Origin of the sequence: Pseudomonas sp. Marseille-Q5299, from assembly GCF_943737035.1 — a bacterium.
GTDB classification, from domain to species: domain Bacteria; phylum Pseudomonadota; class Gammaproteobacteria; order Pseudomonadales; family Pseudomonadaceae; genus Aquipseudomonas; species Aquipseudomonas putida_E.
The window spans coordinates 663,371-678,071 of record NZ_CALSFR010000003.1 but is presented as its reverse complement, the minus strand read 5'-3'; the positions used below and the strand labels follow the sequence as shown (position 1 = coordinate 678,071).

The 14,701-nt window shown below is 61.8% G+C and carries 15 protein-coding genes; 10 read left to right on the top strand and 5 right to left on the bottom strand.

Features of this window, described 5'->3' with window-relative positions:
* Window positions 1-19: 19 nt before the first annotated feature.
* The 8 genes from NGJ21_RS11780 to NGJ21_RS11745 all read left to right on the top strand — a co-directional run bounded on the left by NGJ21_RS11780 (window position 20) and on the right by NGJ21_RS11745 (window position 8,671).
* Window positions 20-2,308 carry an ABC transporter permease family protein gene (locus NGJ21_RS11780; RefSeq protein ID WP_251962145.1) on the top strand — a complete coding sequence of 763 codons (2,289 nt, stop codon included), beginning with the start codon at window positions 20-22 and terminating at the stop codon, window positions 2,306-2,308.
* Window positions 2,309-2,325: 17 nt separating this feature from the next.
* Window positions 2,326-3,996, top strand: a complete 1,671-nt coding sequence (pstA, locus tag NGJ21_RS11775) for a phosphate ABC transporter permease PstA (RefSeq protein ID WP_115273266.1) — start codon at window positions 2,326-2,328, stop codon at window positions 3,994-3,996.
* 102 nt (window positions 3,997-4,098) lie between these two features.
* Window positions 4,099-4,932, top strand: a complete 834-nt coding sequence (gene pstB, locus NGJ21_RS11770; RefSeq protein ID WP_012312099.1) for a phosphate ABC transporter ATP-binding protein PstB — start codon at window positions 4,099-4,101, stop codon at window positions 4,930-4,932.
* A 131-nt stretch (window positions 4,933-5,063) separates the two neighbouring features.
* Window positions 5,064-5,834 carry a phosphate signaling complex protein PhoU gene (phoU, locus tag NGJ21_RS11765; RefSeq protein WP_251962144.1) on the top strand — a complete coding sequence of 257 codons (771 nt, stop codon included), beginning with the start codon at window positions 5,064-5,066 and terminating at the stop codon, window positions 5,832-5,834.
* 165 nt (window positions 5,835-5,999) lie between these two features.
* Window positions 6,000-6,902 (top strand): response regulator, encoded by a 903-nt coding sequence (locus NGJ21_RS11760; RefSeq protein ID WP_046786845.1) that lies wholly within the window; start codon window positions 6,000-6,002, stop codon window positions 6,900-6,902.
* Window positions 6,903-7,127: 225 nt separating this feature from the next.
* Complete coding sequence (locus NGJ21_RS11755) at window positions 7,128-8,030, top strand: peptidoglycan DD-metalloendopeptidase family protein (RefSeq protein ID WP_046786846.1); 903 nt, start codon at window positions 7,128-7,130, stop codon at window positions 8,028-8,030.
* Between the two features lie 42 nt (window positions 8,031-8,072).
* Window positions 8,073-8,375, top strand: coding sequence for a type II toxin-antitoxin system RelE/ParE family toxin (locus NGJ21_RS11750; protein ID WP_046787063.1), 303 nt, complete (start codon window positions 8,073-8,075; stop codon window positions 8,373-8,375).
* Complete coding sequence (locus tag NGJ21_RS11745) at window positions 8,372-8,671, top strand: addiction module antidote protein (RefSeq protein WP_046786847.1); 300 nt, start codon at window positions 8,372-8,374, stop codon at window positions 8,669-8,671. Before NGJ21_RS11750 ends, NGJ21_RS11745 begins: the two co-directional genes overlap by 4 nt.
* 39 nt (window positions 8,672-8,710) lie before the next feature.
* Here NGJ21_RS11745 and NGJ21_RS11740 read toward each other — a convergent pair whose 3' ends face one another.
* From NGJ21_RS11740 to phoB, 3 genes are all read right to left on the bottom strand, one after another.
* Entirely contained in the window at window positions 8,711-10,051 is a 1,341-nt protein-coding gene (locus NGJ21_RS11740; RefSeq protein WP_046786848.1) for a hemolysin family protein, read from the bottom strand.
* A 116-nt stretch (window positions 10,052-10,167) separates the two neighbouring features.
* The gene (phoR, locus tag NGJ21_RS11735) at window positions 10,168-11,475 is read right to left on the bottom strand and encodes a phosphate regulon sensor histidine kinase PhoR (protein WP_251962143.1); all 1,308 of its coding nucleotides are present in this window, start codon (window positions 11,473-11,475) and stop codon (window positions 10,168-10,170) included.
* A 137-nt stretch (window positions 11,476-11,612) separates the two neighbouring features.
* Entirely contained in the window at window positions 11,613-12,302 is a 690-nt protein-coding gene (phoB, locus tag NGJ21_RS11730; protein ID WP_012312105.1) for a phosphate regulon transcriptional regulator PhoB, read from the bottom strand.
* Window positions 12,303-12,477: 175 nt separating this feature from the next.
* Here phoB and NGJ21_RS11725 point away from each other — a divergent pair, with 175 nt between their 5' ends.
* Window positions 12,478-12,849 (top strand): COG4315 family predicted lipoprotein, encoded by a 372-nt coding sequence (locus NGJ21_RS11725; protein WP_039604143.1) that lies wholly within the window; start codon window positions 12,478-12,480, stop codon window positions 12,847-12,849.
* 72 nt (window positions 12,850-12,921) lie between these two features.
* Here the strand turns inward: NGJ21_RS11725 and ubiA are convergent, their stop codons facing one another.
* Entirely contained in the window at window positions 12,922-13,812 is an 891-nt protein-coding gene (gene ubiA, locus NGJ21_RS11720) for a 4-hydroxybenzoate octaprenyltransferase (protein WP_115273269.1), read from the bottom strand.
* Window positions 13,812-14,369: a chorismate--pyruvate lyase family protein gene (locus NGJ21_RS11715; RefSeq protein ID WP_119688041.1), complete on the bottom strand. Its 558-nt coding sequence runs from the start codon at window positions 14,367-14,369 to the stop codon at window positions 13,812-13,814. Before NGJ21_RS11715 ends, ubiA begins: the two co-directional genes overlap by 1 nt.
* A gap of 131 nt (window positions 14,370-14,500) precedes the next feature.
* Here NGJ21_RS11715 and NGJ21_RS11710 point away from each other — a divergent pair, with 131 nt between their 5' ends.
* Window positions 14,501-14,668 carry a rubredoxin gene (locus tag NGJ21_RS11710; protein ID WP_012312109.1) on the top strand — a complete coding sequence of 56 codons (168 nt, stop codon included), beginning with the start codon at window positions 14,501-14,503 and terminating at the stop codon, window positions 14,666-14,668.
* The last annotated feature ends 33 nt before the right edge of the window (window positions 14,669-14,701 follow it).

Here is a 14,701-nt window from a genome sequence, read left to right as displayed (position 1 = left end):
GGACCGCTAGGGTGTGCGCATGAATGATCTGGCCAACTCCACCATGACCCAAAAATCCCCTCCCGAGCGGATTGATTTCAATACGCCCGAGTTGCAACGCAAGCGCCGCATGCGCGCGCTCAAGGACCGCCTGACCCGCTGGTATGTACTGGTGGGCGGGCTTGCCGTGCTGGCAGCCATCACGCTGATCTTCTTCTATCTGGCCTACGTGGTGCTGCCGCTGTTCCAGGGCGCCGAGCTGACCAGCAAGAAGGCCCTGGAGCCGACCTGGCTGCAGCAGGATGCCGGTAAGCCGCTGATGATCGCGCTCGAAGAGCAGAACCTGGTCGGCATGCGCGTCTCGGACAAGGGGCAGGCACTGTTCTTCGATACCAAGACCGGTAACGAGCTCAACCGCGTCGACCTGCCGCTGCCGGCAGGCACCCAGGTCAGCTCGATCAGCACCGACCAGCCGGGCAGCCCGCTGGTAGTGCTGGGCTTGTCCAATGGTCAGGCGCTGGTGTTCCACCACACCTACAAGATCACTTACCCGGACAACAAAAAGACCATCACCCCAGGCATCGACTACCCGTACGGCCAGGAGCCGTTCGTGTTGGATGAGCAGGGCCGCGCGCTGGAGCACGTCAGCGTCAACGTAAACGGCGATACCCTGATGCTGGCCGGTTCCACCGGCGCGCACCTGCAGGTGGTCGAGCTGACGCGCACCGAAAACCTGATGACCGAAGAGGTCACCACCGAGCAAAACCGCATCGAGCTGCCGCAAATGACCGAGGTGGTGAAGAACATCTTCATCGACCCGCGCCAGCAGTGGCTGTACGTGATCAACGGCCGAGCCACCGCGGATGTCTTCAGCCTGCGCGACAAGAGCCTCAATGGCCGCTACAAGCTGTCCGAGAGCGCTGACACCGAGATCACCGCCACCGCGCAACTGGTCGGCGGCATCTCGCTGATCATCGGTGACTCCAAAGGCGGCCTGGCCCAGTGGTTCATGGCCCGTGACCCGGATGGCGAATCGCGTTTCAAGCAGATCCGTACCTTCCAGATGGGCAAGGCGCCGATCGTCCAGATCGACGCCGAAGAGCGCCGCAAGGGCTTCATCGCCCTGGACGCCGAAGGCAAGCTGGGCGTCTTCCACAGCACCGCGCACCGCACCCTGCTGGTCGAGCCTGCTGCCGAAGGCCCGGGTATCCTGGCCCTGTCGCCGCGTGCCAACCGTATCTTCATCGAAGAGGGCGGCAAGCTGCTGCCACTGAACCTGAAGAACCCGCACCCGGAAATTTCCTTCAGCGCACTGTGGGGCAAGGTCTGGTACGAGAACTACGACGAGCCCAAGTACGTCTGGCAGTCGACGGCTTCGAACACCGACTTCGAGCCTAAGCTGAGCCTGTCGCCCCTGACCTTCGGTACCCTCAAGGCCGCGTTCTACGCGATGATCCTGGCGGCTCCGCTGGCCATCGCTGCAGCAATCTACACCGCTTACTTCATGGCCCCGGGCATGCGCCGCAAGGTCAAGCCGGTGATCGAACTGATGGAAGCGATGCCGACGGTGATCCTCGGCTTCTTCGCTGGCCTGTTCCTCGCGCCGTACCTGGAAGGGCACCTGCCGGGTGTGTTCAGCCTGTTCCTGCTGATGCCGTTCGGCATCCTGCTGGCGGGCTTCACCTGGAGCCGCCTGCCTGAGTCGATTCGCCTGCGCGTGCCGGATGGTTGGGAAGCCGCCATCCTGATCCCGGTGATCCTGTTCACCGGCTGGTTCGCCCTGACCATGAGCCCGTACCTGGAAACCTGGTTCTTCGGCGGCGACATGCGCCTGTGGATCACCAATGACCTGGGTATCACCTACGACCAGCGCAACGCCCTGGTAGTGGGTATCGCCATGGGCTTTGCGGTCATCCCGAACATCTACTCGATCGCCGAAGACGCCGTGTTCAGCGTGCCGCGCAGCCTGACCCTGGGCTCCCTGGCCCTGGGTGCGACGCCGTGGCAGACCTTGACTCGTGTGGTCATCCTCACTGCCAGCCCGGGTATCTTCTCGGCGCTGATGATCGGCATGGGCCGAGCGGTGGGCGAGACCATGATCGTGCTCATGGCCACCGGCAACACCCCGGTGATGGAGATGAACCTGTTCGAAGGCATGCGTACCTTGGCCGCCAACGTGGCGGTGGAAATGCCCGAATCCGAAGTCGGCGGCAGCCATTACCGTGTGCTGTTCCTCGCCGCTCTCGTGCTGCTGATGTTCACCTTCATCATGAACACCTTGGCCGAGCTGATTCGCCAGCGTCTGCGCAAGAAATACTCGTCGCTTTGATAGAAAGGTAGAGATCCGTGAAAAAGGATTCCCTCAAAGGCTGGTTCAAGAGCGGCGCCCCAGGCGTCTGGATCAGCGGTGGCGCGGTCGCCATGGCGGTCATCATGACCGTCGGCCTGCTGGCCGTGATCGCTGTACGCGGCTTGGGCCACTTCTGGCCCGCCGACCTGGTCCAGGCCACCTACAAGGTGCCGGGCCAGGGTGACCACGTCATCGTCGGTGAAGTGGTTCAGAAAGAAGAAGTGCCCCGCGTCCGCCTCAAGGGTGCCGGCCTGCCGGTTCCTGACGAAGGCCCGGAGTTCATGACCCGTGAGCTGATCAAGGTGGGTAACCGTGACCTCAACGGCAGTGACTTCACCTGGGTGGTCGGTGAATGGTTGGTCGATGAGCAGCGCCCGGTCGACCTGATCGCCCTGGAGCGCCGCGAATGGGGCAACTTCTACGGCTACCTGGTGAGCGTCAAGGAACAAGGCCGCGTGGTCGCCGAGGGCGCTGGCGCCTGGGACGAGCTGCAGGCACGCCTGAAACGCGCCAACCAGCTCAACAGCGAGCTGCAGCAGCTTGAGAAAAAAGACATCGGTGCCATCAACCATGGCCTTGAGCGCCTGCGTCTGCATGGCCGCAAGCTGGAGCTGGAAGGCAAGCTGGACGCTACGGCCCAGGCCGACATGGATGCCGAACGTGCCGAGTTGAACAGCCGCTACAAGGCCATCGAAGACCGCCTCAGCAGCCTGCATCAGGCCTTCTCCCGCGACAGCCTGGTCGCTCGCGACGGCAACGGTCGCGAAGTGGAGATCAACCTGAGCAAGGTCGTGCACGCCATCCAGCCTAACGCCATGTCCGGCTTTACCAAGATGGGCACCTACTTCGCCAAGGTCTGGGAGTTCCTCAGCGACGATCCTCGTGAAGCCAACACCGAAGGCGGTATCTTCCCGGCTATTTTCGGTACCGTGATGATGACCCTGATCATGGCCGTGATCGTCACCCCGTTCGGCGTGCTGGCGGCGGTCTACTTGCGCGAATACGCCAAGCAAGGCCCGGTGACGCGCCTGATCCGCATCGCCGTGAACAACCTGGCGGGCGTTCCGGCCATCGTCTACGGCGTGTTCGGCCTGGGCTTCTTCGTCTATGTGCTGGGTGGTTCGATCGACCGTCTGTTCTTCCCCGAGTCGCTGCCGGCACCGACCCTGGGCACGCCAGGCCTGCTGTGGGCATCGCTGACCCTGGCGCTGCTGGCTGTGCCGGTGGTGATCGTGGCCACCGAGGAAGGCCTGGCGCGTATTCCACGCACCGTGCGTGAAGGCTCGCTGGCGCTTGGCGCGACCAAGGCCGAGACCCTGTGGAAAATCGTGCTGCCAATGGCCAGCCCGGCGATGATGACCGGCATGATCCTCGCCGTGGCCCGTGCCGCTGGTGAAGTGGCGCCGCTGATGTTGGTCGGCGTGGTCAAGCTGGCGCCGTCGTTGCCGCTGGACGGTAACTACCCGTACCTGCACCTGGACCAGAAGATCATGCACCTGGGCTTCCACATCTACGATGTCGGCTTCCAGAGCCCCAACGTCGAGGCCGCGCGGCCGTTGGTATACGCCACTGCGCTGCTGCTGGTGATGGTAATCGCCACCCTTAACCTCTCGGCGGTGTGGATCCGTAACCACCTGCGCGAGAAGTACAAGGCCCTCGACCACTGATTGATGCTTTAAGCCACAAGCGGCAAGCTCCAAGAGGAGTGCCGCTTTGCCCTAACTTGCAGCTTGCAGCTCAAAGCTTGCAGCTACAAACGGAGTGAGACCATGCAGCAAGAATCCCACACCCACGGCATCGACATGGCTGCCCTGGGCCGCGACAAGCAGAGCCTGCGCCTGGCCGAAGAGACCGTGGCCATCGAAGTACCCGGCCTGAGCCTGTATTACGGTGACAAGCAGGCGTTGTTCGATGTCAGCATGAACATCCCCAAGCAACGCGTGACGGCTTTCATCGGCCCGTCCGGCTGCGGCAAGTCGACCCTGCTGCGCACCTTCAACCGCATGAACGACCTGGTTGACGGTTGCCGTGTCGAAGGCGCCATCAACCTGTACGGCAACAACATCTACCGCAAGGGCGAGGACGTGGCCGAGCTGCGCCGCCGCGTGGGCATGGTGTTCCAGAAGCCAAACCCGTTCCCCAAGACCATCTACGAGAACGTGGTGTATGGCCTGCGTATCCAGGGCATCAACAAGAAGCGCGTGCTGGACGAAGCGGTCGAGTGGGCACTGAAGGGCGCGGCCCTGTGGGAGGAGGTCAAGGACCGCCTGCATGACTCGGCGCTGGGCCTGTCCGGCGGCCAGCAGCAGCGTCTGGTGATCGCCCGTACCATCGCCGTCGAGCCTGAAGTGCTGCTGCTCGACGAGCCTTGCTCGGCACTGGACCCGATCTCGACGCTGAAGGTCGAAGAGCTGATCTACGAACTGAAATCCAAGTACACCATCGTTATCGTGACCCACAACATGCAACAGGCGGCCCGTGTTTCGGACTACACCGCGTTCATGTACATGGGCAAACTGGTCGAATTCGGTGATACCGACACCCTGTTCACCAACCCGGCGAAGAAGCAGACCGAAGACTACATCACCGGTCGCTACGGCTAACGGCGCTGTTGGGCGCGCCTGCGGGCTTTGAGCTTCAAGCTTCGAGCTTCAAGAAAAAGCAGCCAGCGCGGAGCCAGGAAACGACACGAACTACTTGAGGCTTGCAGCTTGCAGCTTCGCGGAGCTAAACGATGATCAACAAAGAAAGCCTGACGCACCACATTTCCCAGCAGTTCAACGCCGAACTCGAAGAGGTGCGCAGCCACCTCCTGGCCATGGGCGGGCTGGTCGAGAAACAGGTCAATGACGCGGTCACCGCGCTGATCGAGGCCGACTCGGGCCTGGCCCAGCAGGTGCGTGAAGTCGACGAGCAGATCAACCAGATGGAGCGCAACATCGACGAGGAGTGCGTGCGCATCCTCGCCCGTCGCCAGCCGGCGGCCTCCGACCTGCGCCTGATCATCAGCATTTCCAAGTCGGTGATCGACCTGGAGCGTATTGGTGACGAATCGACCAAGATCGCCCGCCGCGCCATCCAGTTGTGCGAAGAAGGCGAGTCGCCGCGCGGCTACGTCGAGGTGCGCCACATTGGCGACCAGGTGCGCAACATGGTGCGCGACGCACTGGATGCCTTCGCCCGCTTCGATGCCGAGCTGGCTCTGTCGGTTGCCCAGTACGACAAGACCATCGACCGCGAGTACAAGACCGCCCTGCGTGAACTGGTGACCTACATGATGGAAGACCCGCGCTCGATCTCGCGGGTGCTGAGCGTCATCTGGGCCCTGCGTTCGCTGGAGCGTATCGGCGACCACGCGCGTAACATATCGGAACTGGTGATCTACCTGGTGCGCGGTACCGATGTACGCCACATGGGCCTCAAGCGCATGAAGGCCGAAGTTCAGGGCACCGCTGGCGATGAGGCCGAAATTGTTAATGTTCCGGCTGAACCGGACGATAAATAAGATTGCTCCCGAGCATCGACGCCCGGCCTTCGCCGGGCGTTTTCGTTTGCGCTTGAGCAGTCAGCAGGCACCCGCGAACGATGCAAAGAAGTCCCGGCGTGATCCAGGTGTTGGCAAATGGCCACCAATCGGCGGTAGGCTAGTCGGGATTCAAGAGGAGTATCGATGAGTAAAGTCAATGTGCTGGTCGTGGATGACGCCCCGTTCATCCGTGATCTGGTGAGGAAGTGCCTGCGTAATGCCTTCCCGGGCATGGTCATCGAAGATGCGGTCAACGGCCGCAAGGCCATGGCCATGCTGGGCAAGGAAACCTTCGACCTTGTGCTGTGCGACTGGGAAATGCCCGAGATGTCCGGCCTTGAGCTGCTGACCTGGTGCCGCCAGCAGCCAGAAATGAAGAGCCTGCAGTTCATCATGGTGACCAGCCGCGGCGACAAGGAAAACGTCATCCAGGCCATTCAGGCGGGCGTCTCCGATTTTGTCGGCAAGCCATTCACCAACGAGCAGTTGCTGACCAAGGTGAAGAAAGCCCTGACCAAGATCGGCAAGCTTGAAAGCTTGGTCGCCGGTGGCCAGGCGCGGGTGAATTCGGCGTTCGCCAACGATTCGCTGAGCGCGCTGACCGGGGGCAAACCTGAAGCGGTCAAGGCCGCGCCTGCTGCGGCTGCGCCGGCCAAGCCGTTGATCAATGCACCGAAACCGCAGACGGCCGCCGCAGCCGCTGCGCAGACCGGGCGTGGACAAGGCCAGCTGCGCCTTTCCAGTGGTACTCAGCCTTGTGTGATCAAGGCGCTGAGCCTTAAGGAGGCGTTGCTGGTGGTACGTCGCAGTGCAGTGCTGCCACAGGTGCTCGAAGGCGCTGTACTGGACCTTGAGCAGGGCGAGAGCGCTGAAGTTGCCCGCCTGAATGGTTACCTGCATGCCATTGCGGCATTGGAGCCGAAACCTGAAAGCGACTGGCTGCAACTGACCTTCAAATTCGTCGACCAGGATGCACAGAAGCTCGACTACCTGTCGCGGCTGATTGCCCGCGGCACTACGCAGAAGCACTTCACCCCCGGCGCCTAGTTTCGTCGTACTCCGACCCTGTTGGAGCGGCCTTGTGTCGCGAAAGGGCTGCAGCGCAGCCCCCCAGCCATTCTTGCCGCGCTGCAAAACGGGGCCGCTGTGCGGCCCTTTCGCGACGCAAGGCCGCTCCTACAGGGCTGCGGCGGTCTTCCGACCAACTGTCATACCGCTCCCAGATCCCACTGCTAGGCTTCGATAGAACATCACTGTCAAAAAGCCACTATCATGCCCGCCGCCGCCCGCCTGCTGCTGTTCTGTGCCTCGCTCACGGCCTCGGCGTCGAGCCTGGGCATGACCATTTACAAGACCACTGACAATTTCGGGGTGGCTTCCTATTCCGAGCGCCCCAGCCCAGGGGCAAAGGCTCTGGAGCTGGGCGAGCCGATGTTCGAGCAGGTTGAGGGTCAGGTACGCCTGCAAACCGAGCCGTTTCCGGGCGGCGTGCGCTTCCTGGTGCGTAATGAGCTGTACGTGCCCATGCAGGTTGAACTGCGCGTCGATCAGTTGGCCAATGCCTTCGGCGGCAACGGCCCGCGGATCGTGCGAGCCGTAGTCGGGCCACGCTCGACCAAGGTGCTCAGCTCGGTGTTGGCGGCCCCCGGCGGGCCGCTCCGTTATGCCAGCAAATTTCAGTACGCCATGGGTGACCCTGGTCAGCGCTCGCAGGCTTATCGTTATCCTTTCCCATGGAAAGGCGGCCCTTTCCGCCTGACTCAAGGGCCCAACGGCCGCTTCAGCCATTACGGTCCCAAGGGCCGTCATGCCATGGACATCGCCATGCCGGAGGGCACCCCGATCATTGCGGCGAGGGGTGGGATGGTGGTGAAGATCGAGAACAGCCAGAGCGGAAGAGGTACCAACCCCTCGGGCAATTTCGTGCGCATCCTTCACCCGGACGGCACGATGGGAGTGTATCTGCACCTGATGCGCGGTTCAGTGGTAGTGGCCGAGGGGCAGCAGGTGGCGTTGGGGCAGGCGTTGGCCAAGTCGGGCAATACCGGCAACAGCACAGGCCCTCACCTGCATTTCGTGGTGCAGCGCAACGTCGGCTTGGCGCTGGAGTCGATCCCCTTCCAGTTCGACCGGCCGATTGGCGGTTTGCCGAACTTTACTGCGGGAAATCCCTGAAATTGCTTGCCTGGCTGTGATTTATAAGCTACATAAATGCTTATGAAGAGTATCAAACAAACGACCACCTTCAGAAACTGGGAGCAGAAGCTCCGAGACAAACAGGCAAGGGCGATCATCGCTGCACGTGTATTTCGTTTAGCGCATGGTTTAGCTGGTGATGTCCAGCCGGTGGGCCAAGGCGTTAGTGAACTGCGCATCCACCACGGCCCCGGTTACCGAGTGTATTTCCAGCAGCGTGGAAATCAGCTTGTCCTGTTGTTGTGTGGTGGAGACAAGAGCAGCCAGGCGCGAGATATCGAGACAGCTAAAGGCTTGGCCAGTCAGTGGAGGGACGACGAGTGAAAGAGCAATTCTATGACTATGACCCAGCCGAAGCGTTGACGGACGCTGAGTCCATTGCCGTCTTCATGGAAGACGCTTTTGAAACGGGTGATGCTGCCTACATCGCACAGGCCCTTGGCGTAGTAGCTCGGGCTAAAGGAATGTCTGCCATTGCGAATGAGGCAGGTGTATCCCGAGAGCACCTTTACCGGTCCTTCTCGGAAAAGGGTAACCCTACGCTTAAAACTATGCTGGCCGTGATGAGGGCCGTTGGTTTGGACCTGACGTCTCGCAAGCACGTGAAATCTGCACACTGAACACAAGCATCCACGGGGCCGCCAAGCGGCCCCGCCAGCTCAGCCGAGCTTGAGCACCTTGGCCAGCACGATCTTGGGCCCTTTCATCTTCTTGATGATGATGCGCAGGCCTTCGACTTCCAGCACTTCCTCTTCCTCAGGCACGCGCTTTAGCGTTTCGTAGATAAGCCCGGCCAGGGTTTCCGCTTCGATGTGGTCAAGGTCGATGCCCAGCAAGCGCTCCACCTTGAACAGCGGCGTGTCGCCACGCACCAGCAGCTTGCCTGGCTGGTAGGCCAGGATGCCGCGCTCGGTCTTGCGGTGTTCGTCCTGAATGTCGCCCACCAGCACTTCCAGCACATCTTCCATGGTCAGGTAGCCGATCACCTTGCCATCGGCCTCCTCGACCAGCACGAAGTGCGCGCCGCCCTTGCGGAACTGTTCCAGCAGCTGGGACAACGGCATGTGCCGCGATACACGCTCCAGCGGGCGGGCCAAGTCTTCGAGGTCAACGGTTTCCGGCAGGTGCTCGAGTTCGGCCAGTTCCAGCAGCAGATCCTTGATGTGCAAAAGCCCGGTGAACTCCTCACGCTCGGCGTCGTACAGCGGATAGCGGCTGAACTTGTGGCGGCGCACCAGAGCCAGGATTTCCTTGAGTGGCGCATGGGCGTCGATGCTGACCATGTCTTCACGCGAGTTGGCCCAGTCGACCACTTCCAGCTCGCCCATCTCCACGGCCGAGGCCAGCACACGCATGCCCTGGTCGCTCGGGTCCTGGCCACGGCTGGAGTGCAGGATCAGCTTGAGCTCTTCACGGCTGTAATGGTGCTCGTGGTGCGGGCCAGGCTCGCCCTGGCCGGCAAAGCGCAGGATGGTGTTGGCACTGGCGTTGAGCAGGTAGATGGCCGGGTACATCAGCCAGTAGAACAGGTAAAGCGGCACCGCGGTCCACAGCGACAGCAGTTCGGGCTTGCGGATCGCCCAGGATTTGGGCGCCAGTTCACCGACCACGATGTGCAGGTACGAGATGACGAAGAACGCGACGAAGAACGAGACACCCTTGATCAACTCTGGCGTGTCCACGCCCAGGTACGCCAGCAGCGGTTCGAGCAGGTGGGCGAATGCCGGCTCACCGACCCAGCCAAGGCCCAGGGAGGCGAGGGTGATACCCAGCTGGCAGGCCGACAGGTAGGCGTCGAGCTGGTTGTGTACCTTGCGCAGGATGCTGCCGCGCCAGCCGTGCTGCTCGGCAATGGATTCGACACGCGTTGAGCGCAGCTTGACCATGGCGAACTCGGCGGCTACGAAAAAGCCGTTGAGCAGCACCAGGAACAGGGCAAAGAGAATCATGCCGAAATCGGCGAATAACGAGGTGAGGCTGATACCAGGGGAAGGGTCCATGATGGATTTTTTACGGGGTCCGTCTTTGGGGAAGGTAGAAAAAAAGTGCCAGCTTTTGCTGGCACAGGGGGGTCAATGTAGCGGCTGGGGCGGCAAAAGCAAAGTGGCCCTTGGAATCAAGCGTCACCGTTAGCCAGTTGTGCGGGGGCAAAGTGACAGGTGAAGGTACTGCCATGGCCCGGTACGCTGCTGATCTCAAGGCGCCCGCGATGGCGCATGAGCACATGCTTGACGATCGCCAGCCCCAGGCCGGTGCCTCCTGTGTTGGACGCGCGGCTGGAGTCGACGCGGTAGAAACGTTCGGTCAGGCGCGGCAGGTGCTTGGCGTCGATACCGACCCCCGAGTCCTGCACTGACAGGTGGGCGCCCTGGTCGTCGGCCCACCAGCGGATACGGATGTTGCCTTCGTCCTGGGTGTACTTCACCGCGTTGAACACCAGGTTGGAGAAAGCGCTGCGCAACTCCGACTCGCTGCCTTTGAGGCGAAGGCCCGGCGCTGCCTCCAGGGTAATGCGCTGGTTGCGCGGCCCGGACAGCGCCTGGGCGTCGCTCATGATCGCACCGAGCAGGGTGTCGACCGCCACCGGCTGGTTGTCCGACGGGTAATCGGTGGCTTCCAGCTTGGCCAGCAGCAGTAGGTCGTTGAGCAGGGCCTGCATGCGCGAGCCTTGCTGGCTCATCTGCTGCAACGCCCGGTTCCAGCGCGGGTTCACGTCTTCGACGTTATCCAGCAGGGTTTCCAGGTAACCGGCTATCACCGTCAGCGGTGTACGCAACTCGTGCGAGACGTTGGCCACGAAGTCCTTGCGCATCTGTTCGAGCTGATGGATGCGAGTAACGTCGCGCACCAGCATCAGGTGTTCGTTGTTGCCGTAGCGGGTGAGGTGCAGCTGCACGCGCATGCGGTCATTGATGGGGGAGGGAATTTCCAGCGGTTCGGCAAAGTTCTGCGACTCGAAGTATTCCTTGAAGCGTGGGTGGCGTACCAGGTTGGTGACCGGCTGGCCGCCATCTTGCGGAGTCTTGAAGCCCAGCAGGGTTTCTGCGGCGCGGTTCCACCATTCCAGGTTGCCGTCGCTGTCGAGCATGATCACCGCGTCGCGCAGTGCGGCCGTGGACTCCTGTACCCGGTCGATCACTGCCTGCAGACGGCCGCGTACGCGCTGGTCGCGGCGTTGCAGGTGGTAGATGCTGTCGAACACCTCGCCCCACAGGCCATAGCCGTCGGGCGGTGCTTCGTCGGGCTGATGGTTGCGCAACCAGTCATGCAGGCGCAGCAACTGTTTGAGGGTCCAGCCCAGGTACAGGCCCAGGCCGATGGCCAGGCTCCAGCCGTAATAACCGCTGACCAGGCCGCCTATCAGGCAGACAGTGATCAGCAGGAGCAGGTGGCGAATGAGGGTTGCGTGCCAGTTCTGGTTCAATTGACAGATCCTTCGGATCCAGCCGCAAGCTGCGAGCTACAAGCTGCAAGAAGAAGCGGATCGGTGATGCTGATAGTCCTTTTTCCAGCCTGGATGCTGCTGGCTTTTCCTTGCAGCTTGAGGCTGGAAGCTCGCAGCTAGCTTTTGGTCGAGAAGCGGTAGCCAGTGCCCCGGACGGTTTGTACCAGATTTTCGTAGGCTTCACCCAGTGCCTTGCGCAGGCGGCGGATGTGCACATCGACGGTGCGTTCCTCGACGTAGACGTTGCCACCCCAGACCTGGTCGAGCAACTGGCCCCGGGTGTAGGCGCGTTCCTGGTGGGTCATGAAGAACTGCAGCAGGCGGTATTCGGTAGGGCCCATTTCGGCCGGCTTGCCGTCGATGGTCACGCGGTGGCTGATCGGGTCGAGCAGCAGGCCGCCGACTTCGATAGGGGCTTCGCTGTCGCTTGGGCCGGCGCGGCGCAGCACGGCCTTCAGGCGCGCCACCAGTTCACGAGGCGAAAAGGGTTTGGTGATGTAGTCGTCGGCGCCGACTTCCAGGCCCTGGATCTTGTTGTCCTCTTCGCCCTTGGCGGTGAGCATGATGATCGGGATATCGCCGGTGAGCTCATCGCGCTTGAGGCGGCGAGCCAACTCGATGCCGGAGGTGCCCGGCAGCATCCAGTCGAGCAGGATCAGGTCCGGTTTACGGTCGACGATGATTGCGTGGGCCTGTTGGGAGTTCTCGGCTTCCAGGCAGTCATAGCCGGCCATTTCCAATGCAACGGCGATCATCTCGCGAATGGGCGCTTCGTCGTCGACGATCAGAATGTTTCTGCCAACCATGCTTTAAACCTCTCCTGGAATATCGGGTCTGGCCCGCATTAGATAACGGAATTATTGCAGCTGTGTGACAGGGTGTTGGCCATTCTGGCGACATTGCATGACTGGGCTAGGCTTTGAGGGGCCGCTGCGGCGGCTGTTCGAACTCATTCCACCCCCCGAATTCACGGTGATTCCAATGACACGACACACGCTGAGCTGGATGGCCCTTTGCGCTGCACTGGCACTGCCCGGGGTAGCGTCGGCCCACCATGCCATGGAGAAGGACGGCATGTGGGTCGATCACGCGGGCATGACGCTGTACACCTTCGACAAGGATGCTGGCGGCAAGTCGATGTGCAATGGCGAGTGCGCCACCAACTGGCCGCCGCTGCTGGTCAAGGCCGATGACGAGCCTGCCAAGGACAAGTGGTCGGTGGTGATGCGCGACGATGGCAAGAAGCAGTGGGCATATGACGGCAAGCCCCTGTATACCTTCGTGAAGGACAAGAAGGCTGGGGACATGACCGGTGATGGTTTGAAAGACGTCTGGCACGTCGCCAAGCCTTGAGATGGCTGGGGCCGCTTTGCGGCCCAATCGCCGGCAAGCCGGCTTCCACAGGGTGGCTTGCCGAGGTTGTGTTCAGCGCAGGGCGTAATCGAGCACCACACCCATGAATACCAGCAGCCCCGCCCAGTGATTGTGCAGAAACGCCTTGAAGCACGACTCTCTGTCCAGCTTGCGCGTCGACCAGTACTCCCAGGCAAAGCACAGTGCGGCACCCAGCAGCCCAAGGTGGAACCAGCCACCCAGCTCGAAGCGGCTTCCCGCCAGCAACAGGCAGCCCAGCGACAGCATCTGCAGGGTCAGAATGATCACCCGGTCGGACTCGCCGAACAGGATCGCGGTCGATTTCACCCCGATCTTAAGGTCATCGTCCCGGTCGACCATGGCGTAGTAGGTATCGTAACCCACCGTCCACAGCAGGTTGGCGATGTACAGCAGCCAGGCGCTGGCCGGCAACTCGCCGCCGGCGGCAGTGAAGGCCATGGGGATACCCCAGGAATACGCAGCCCCCAGCACTACCTGCGGGTAATAGGTGTAGCGCTTCATGAACGGGTAACAGAACGCCAAAGCCACCGCGCCGAATGACAGCCACACAGTCTTGCTGTTGGTACACAGCACCAGCAGGAAGCTCACCGCCACCAGGATCCCGAACAGCGCCAGCGCCTCGCGTGGCTTGACCCGGCCACTGGCCAGCGGGCGGTCGGCGGTGCGTTTAACGTGGCCATCGACCTTGCGATCGGCGAAGTCATTGATGCAGCAGCCAGCGGCACGCATCAGCACCACGCCTAGGCCGAAGATCAGCACGTTGGCCAAGGTGGGCGAACCAAGGCCTGCAATCCACACCGCCGTCAGGGTCGGCCACAGCAGCAGGTAGATGCCGATCGGCCGGTCCATGCGACTGAGCTGGATGAAGTCCCAGGCGCGCGGGTGCACGCGGTTGAGCGACTTGAGCAGTTGCAGGTACATCAGCAGTTTTCCTCCTTGGCTGCTTGCCACAGTGCCGGCAGGAATACTTCGGCCACCAGCAGATCGAGGCCATCGCGCTCGAAGCGCGAGCGCCGCCCCCACAACCCTGCATGGGCCGCTTCGACAGGTAACCACTGCTGTGGATAAGTGCACACTTCAATGGGGTGACGGATGAACGCCTGGTCGCAGAACAACAACTCGCCCAGCGAACGGCTGCCCAAGGTTTCCAGGTGCAAACCGCCGTGTTCCAAGGCGCTACGGCTGGCCACACTGCGGGCGAAGACCCACGGCTGACCATGGCCGCGCAAGTACACCTCGCGCACCCAGCCTTCAGCGCCTGGCGCGATACCCAGCGCCAGGCATTCGTCATCGCGCAGCGCCTGCCAGCCCTCGAACAGCGGAGTGACGCTGAAATGATCGTGAGACAGTCGGGTAAGGCGGCGAGTCAGGGAACCTTCGTCGAACAGCCAGTCGAGGGCAGGCTGGTCGGTATCGACCGCCAGTTGTGGATACGCCAGCCACGCGACAGCGGCTGCTTGCGGGGATTCGTACGACACGTCGATATGCTTGATTAGAGCCAGAGAGGCGGCGAGCTTAGCATGATTGCCCCAACTGCTTGCATAATGCCCGCGTAAGGGCCCTGAGCCCGATTGACATAGCCTGAGCCTGTACCGAGGAACGACAAATCATGAAGAAGTGGCAGTGTATTGTCTGTGGCCTGATCTACGACGAGGCCCAAGGATGGCCGGATGACGGCATCGCGCCGGGTACCCGGTGGGAGGATGTGCCGCAGGATTGGCTGTGCCCCGATTGCGGCGTCGGCAAAAGCGACTTTGAAATGATCGCCATCGGCTGATCGCCATGCTGTTCAACCAAGAGGAAAGCACGA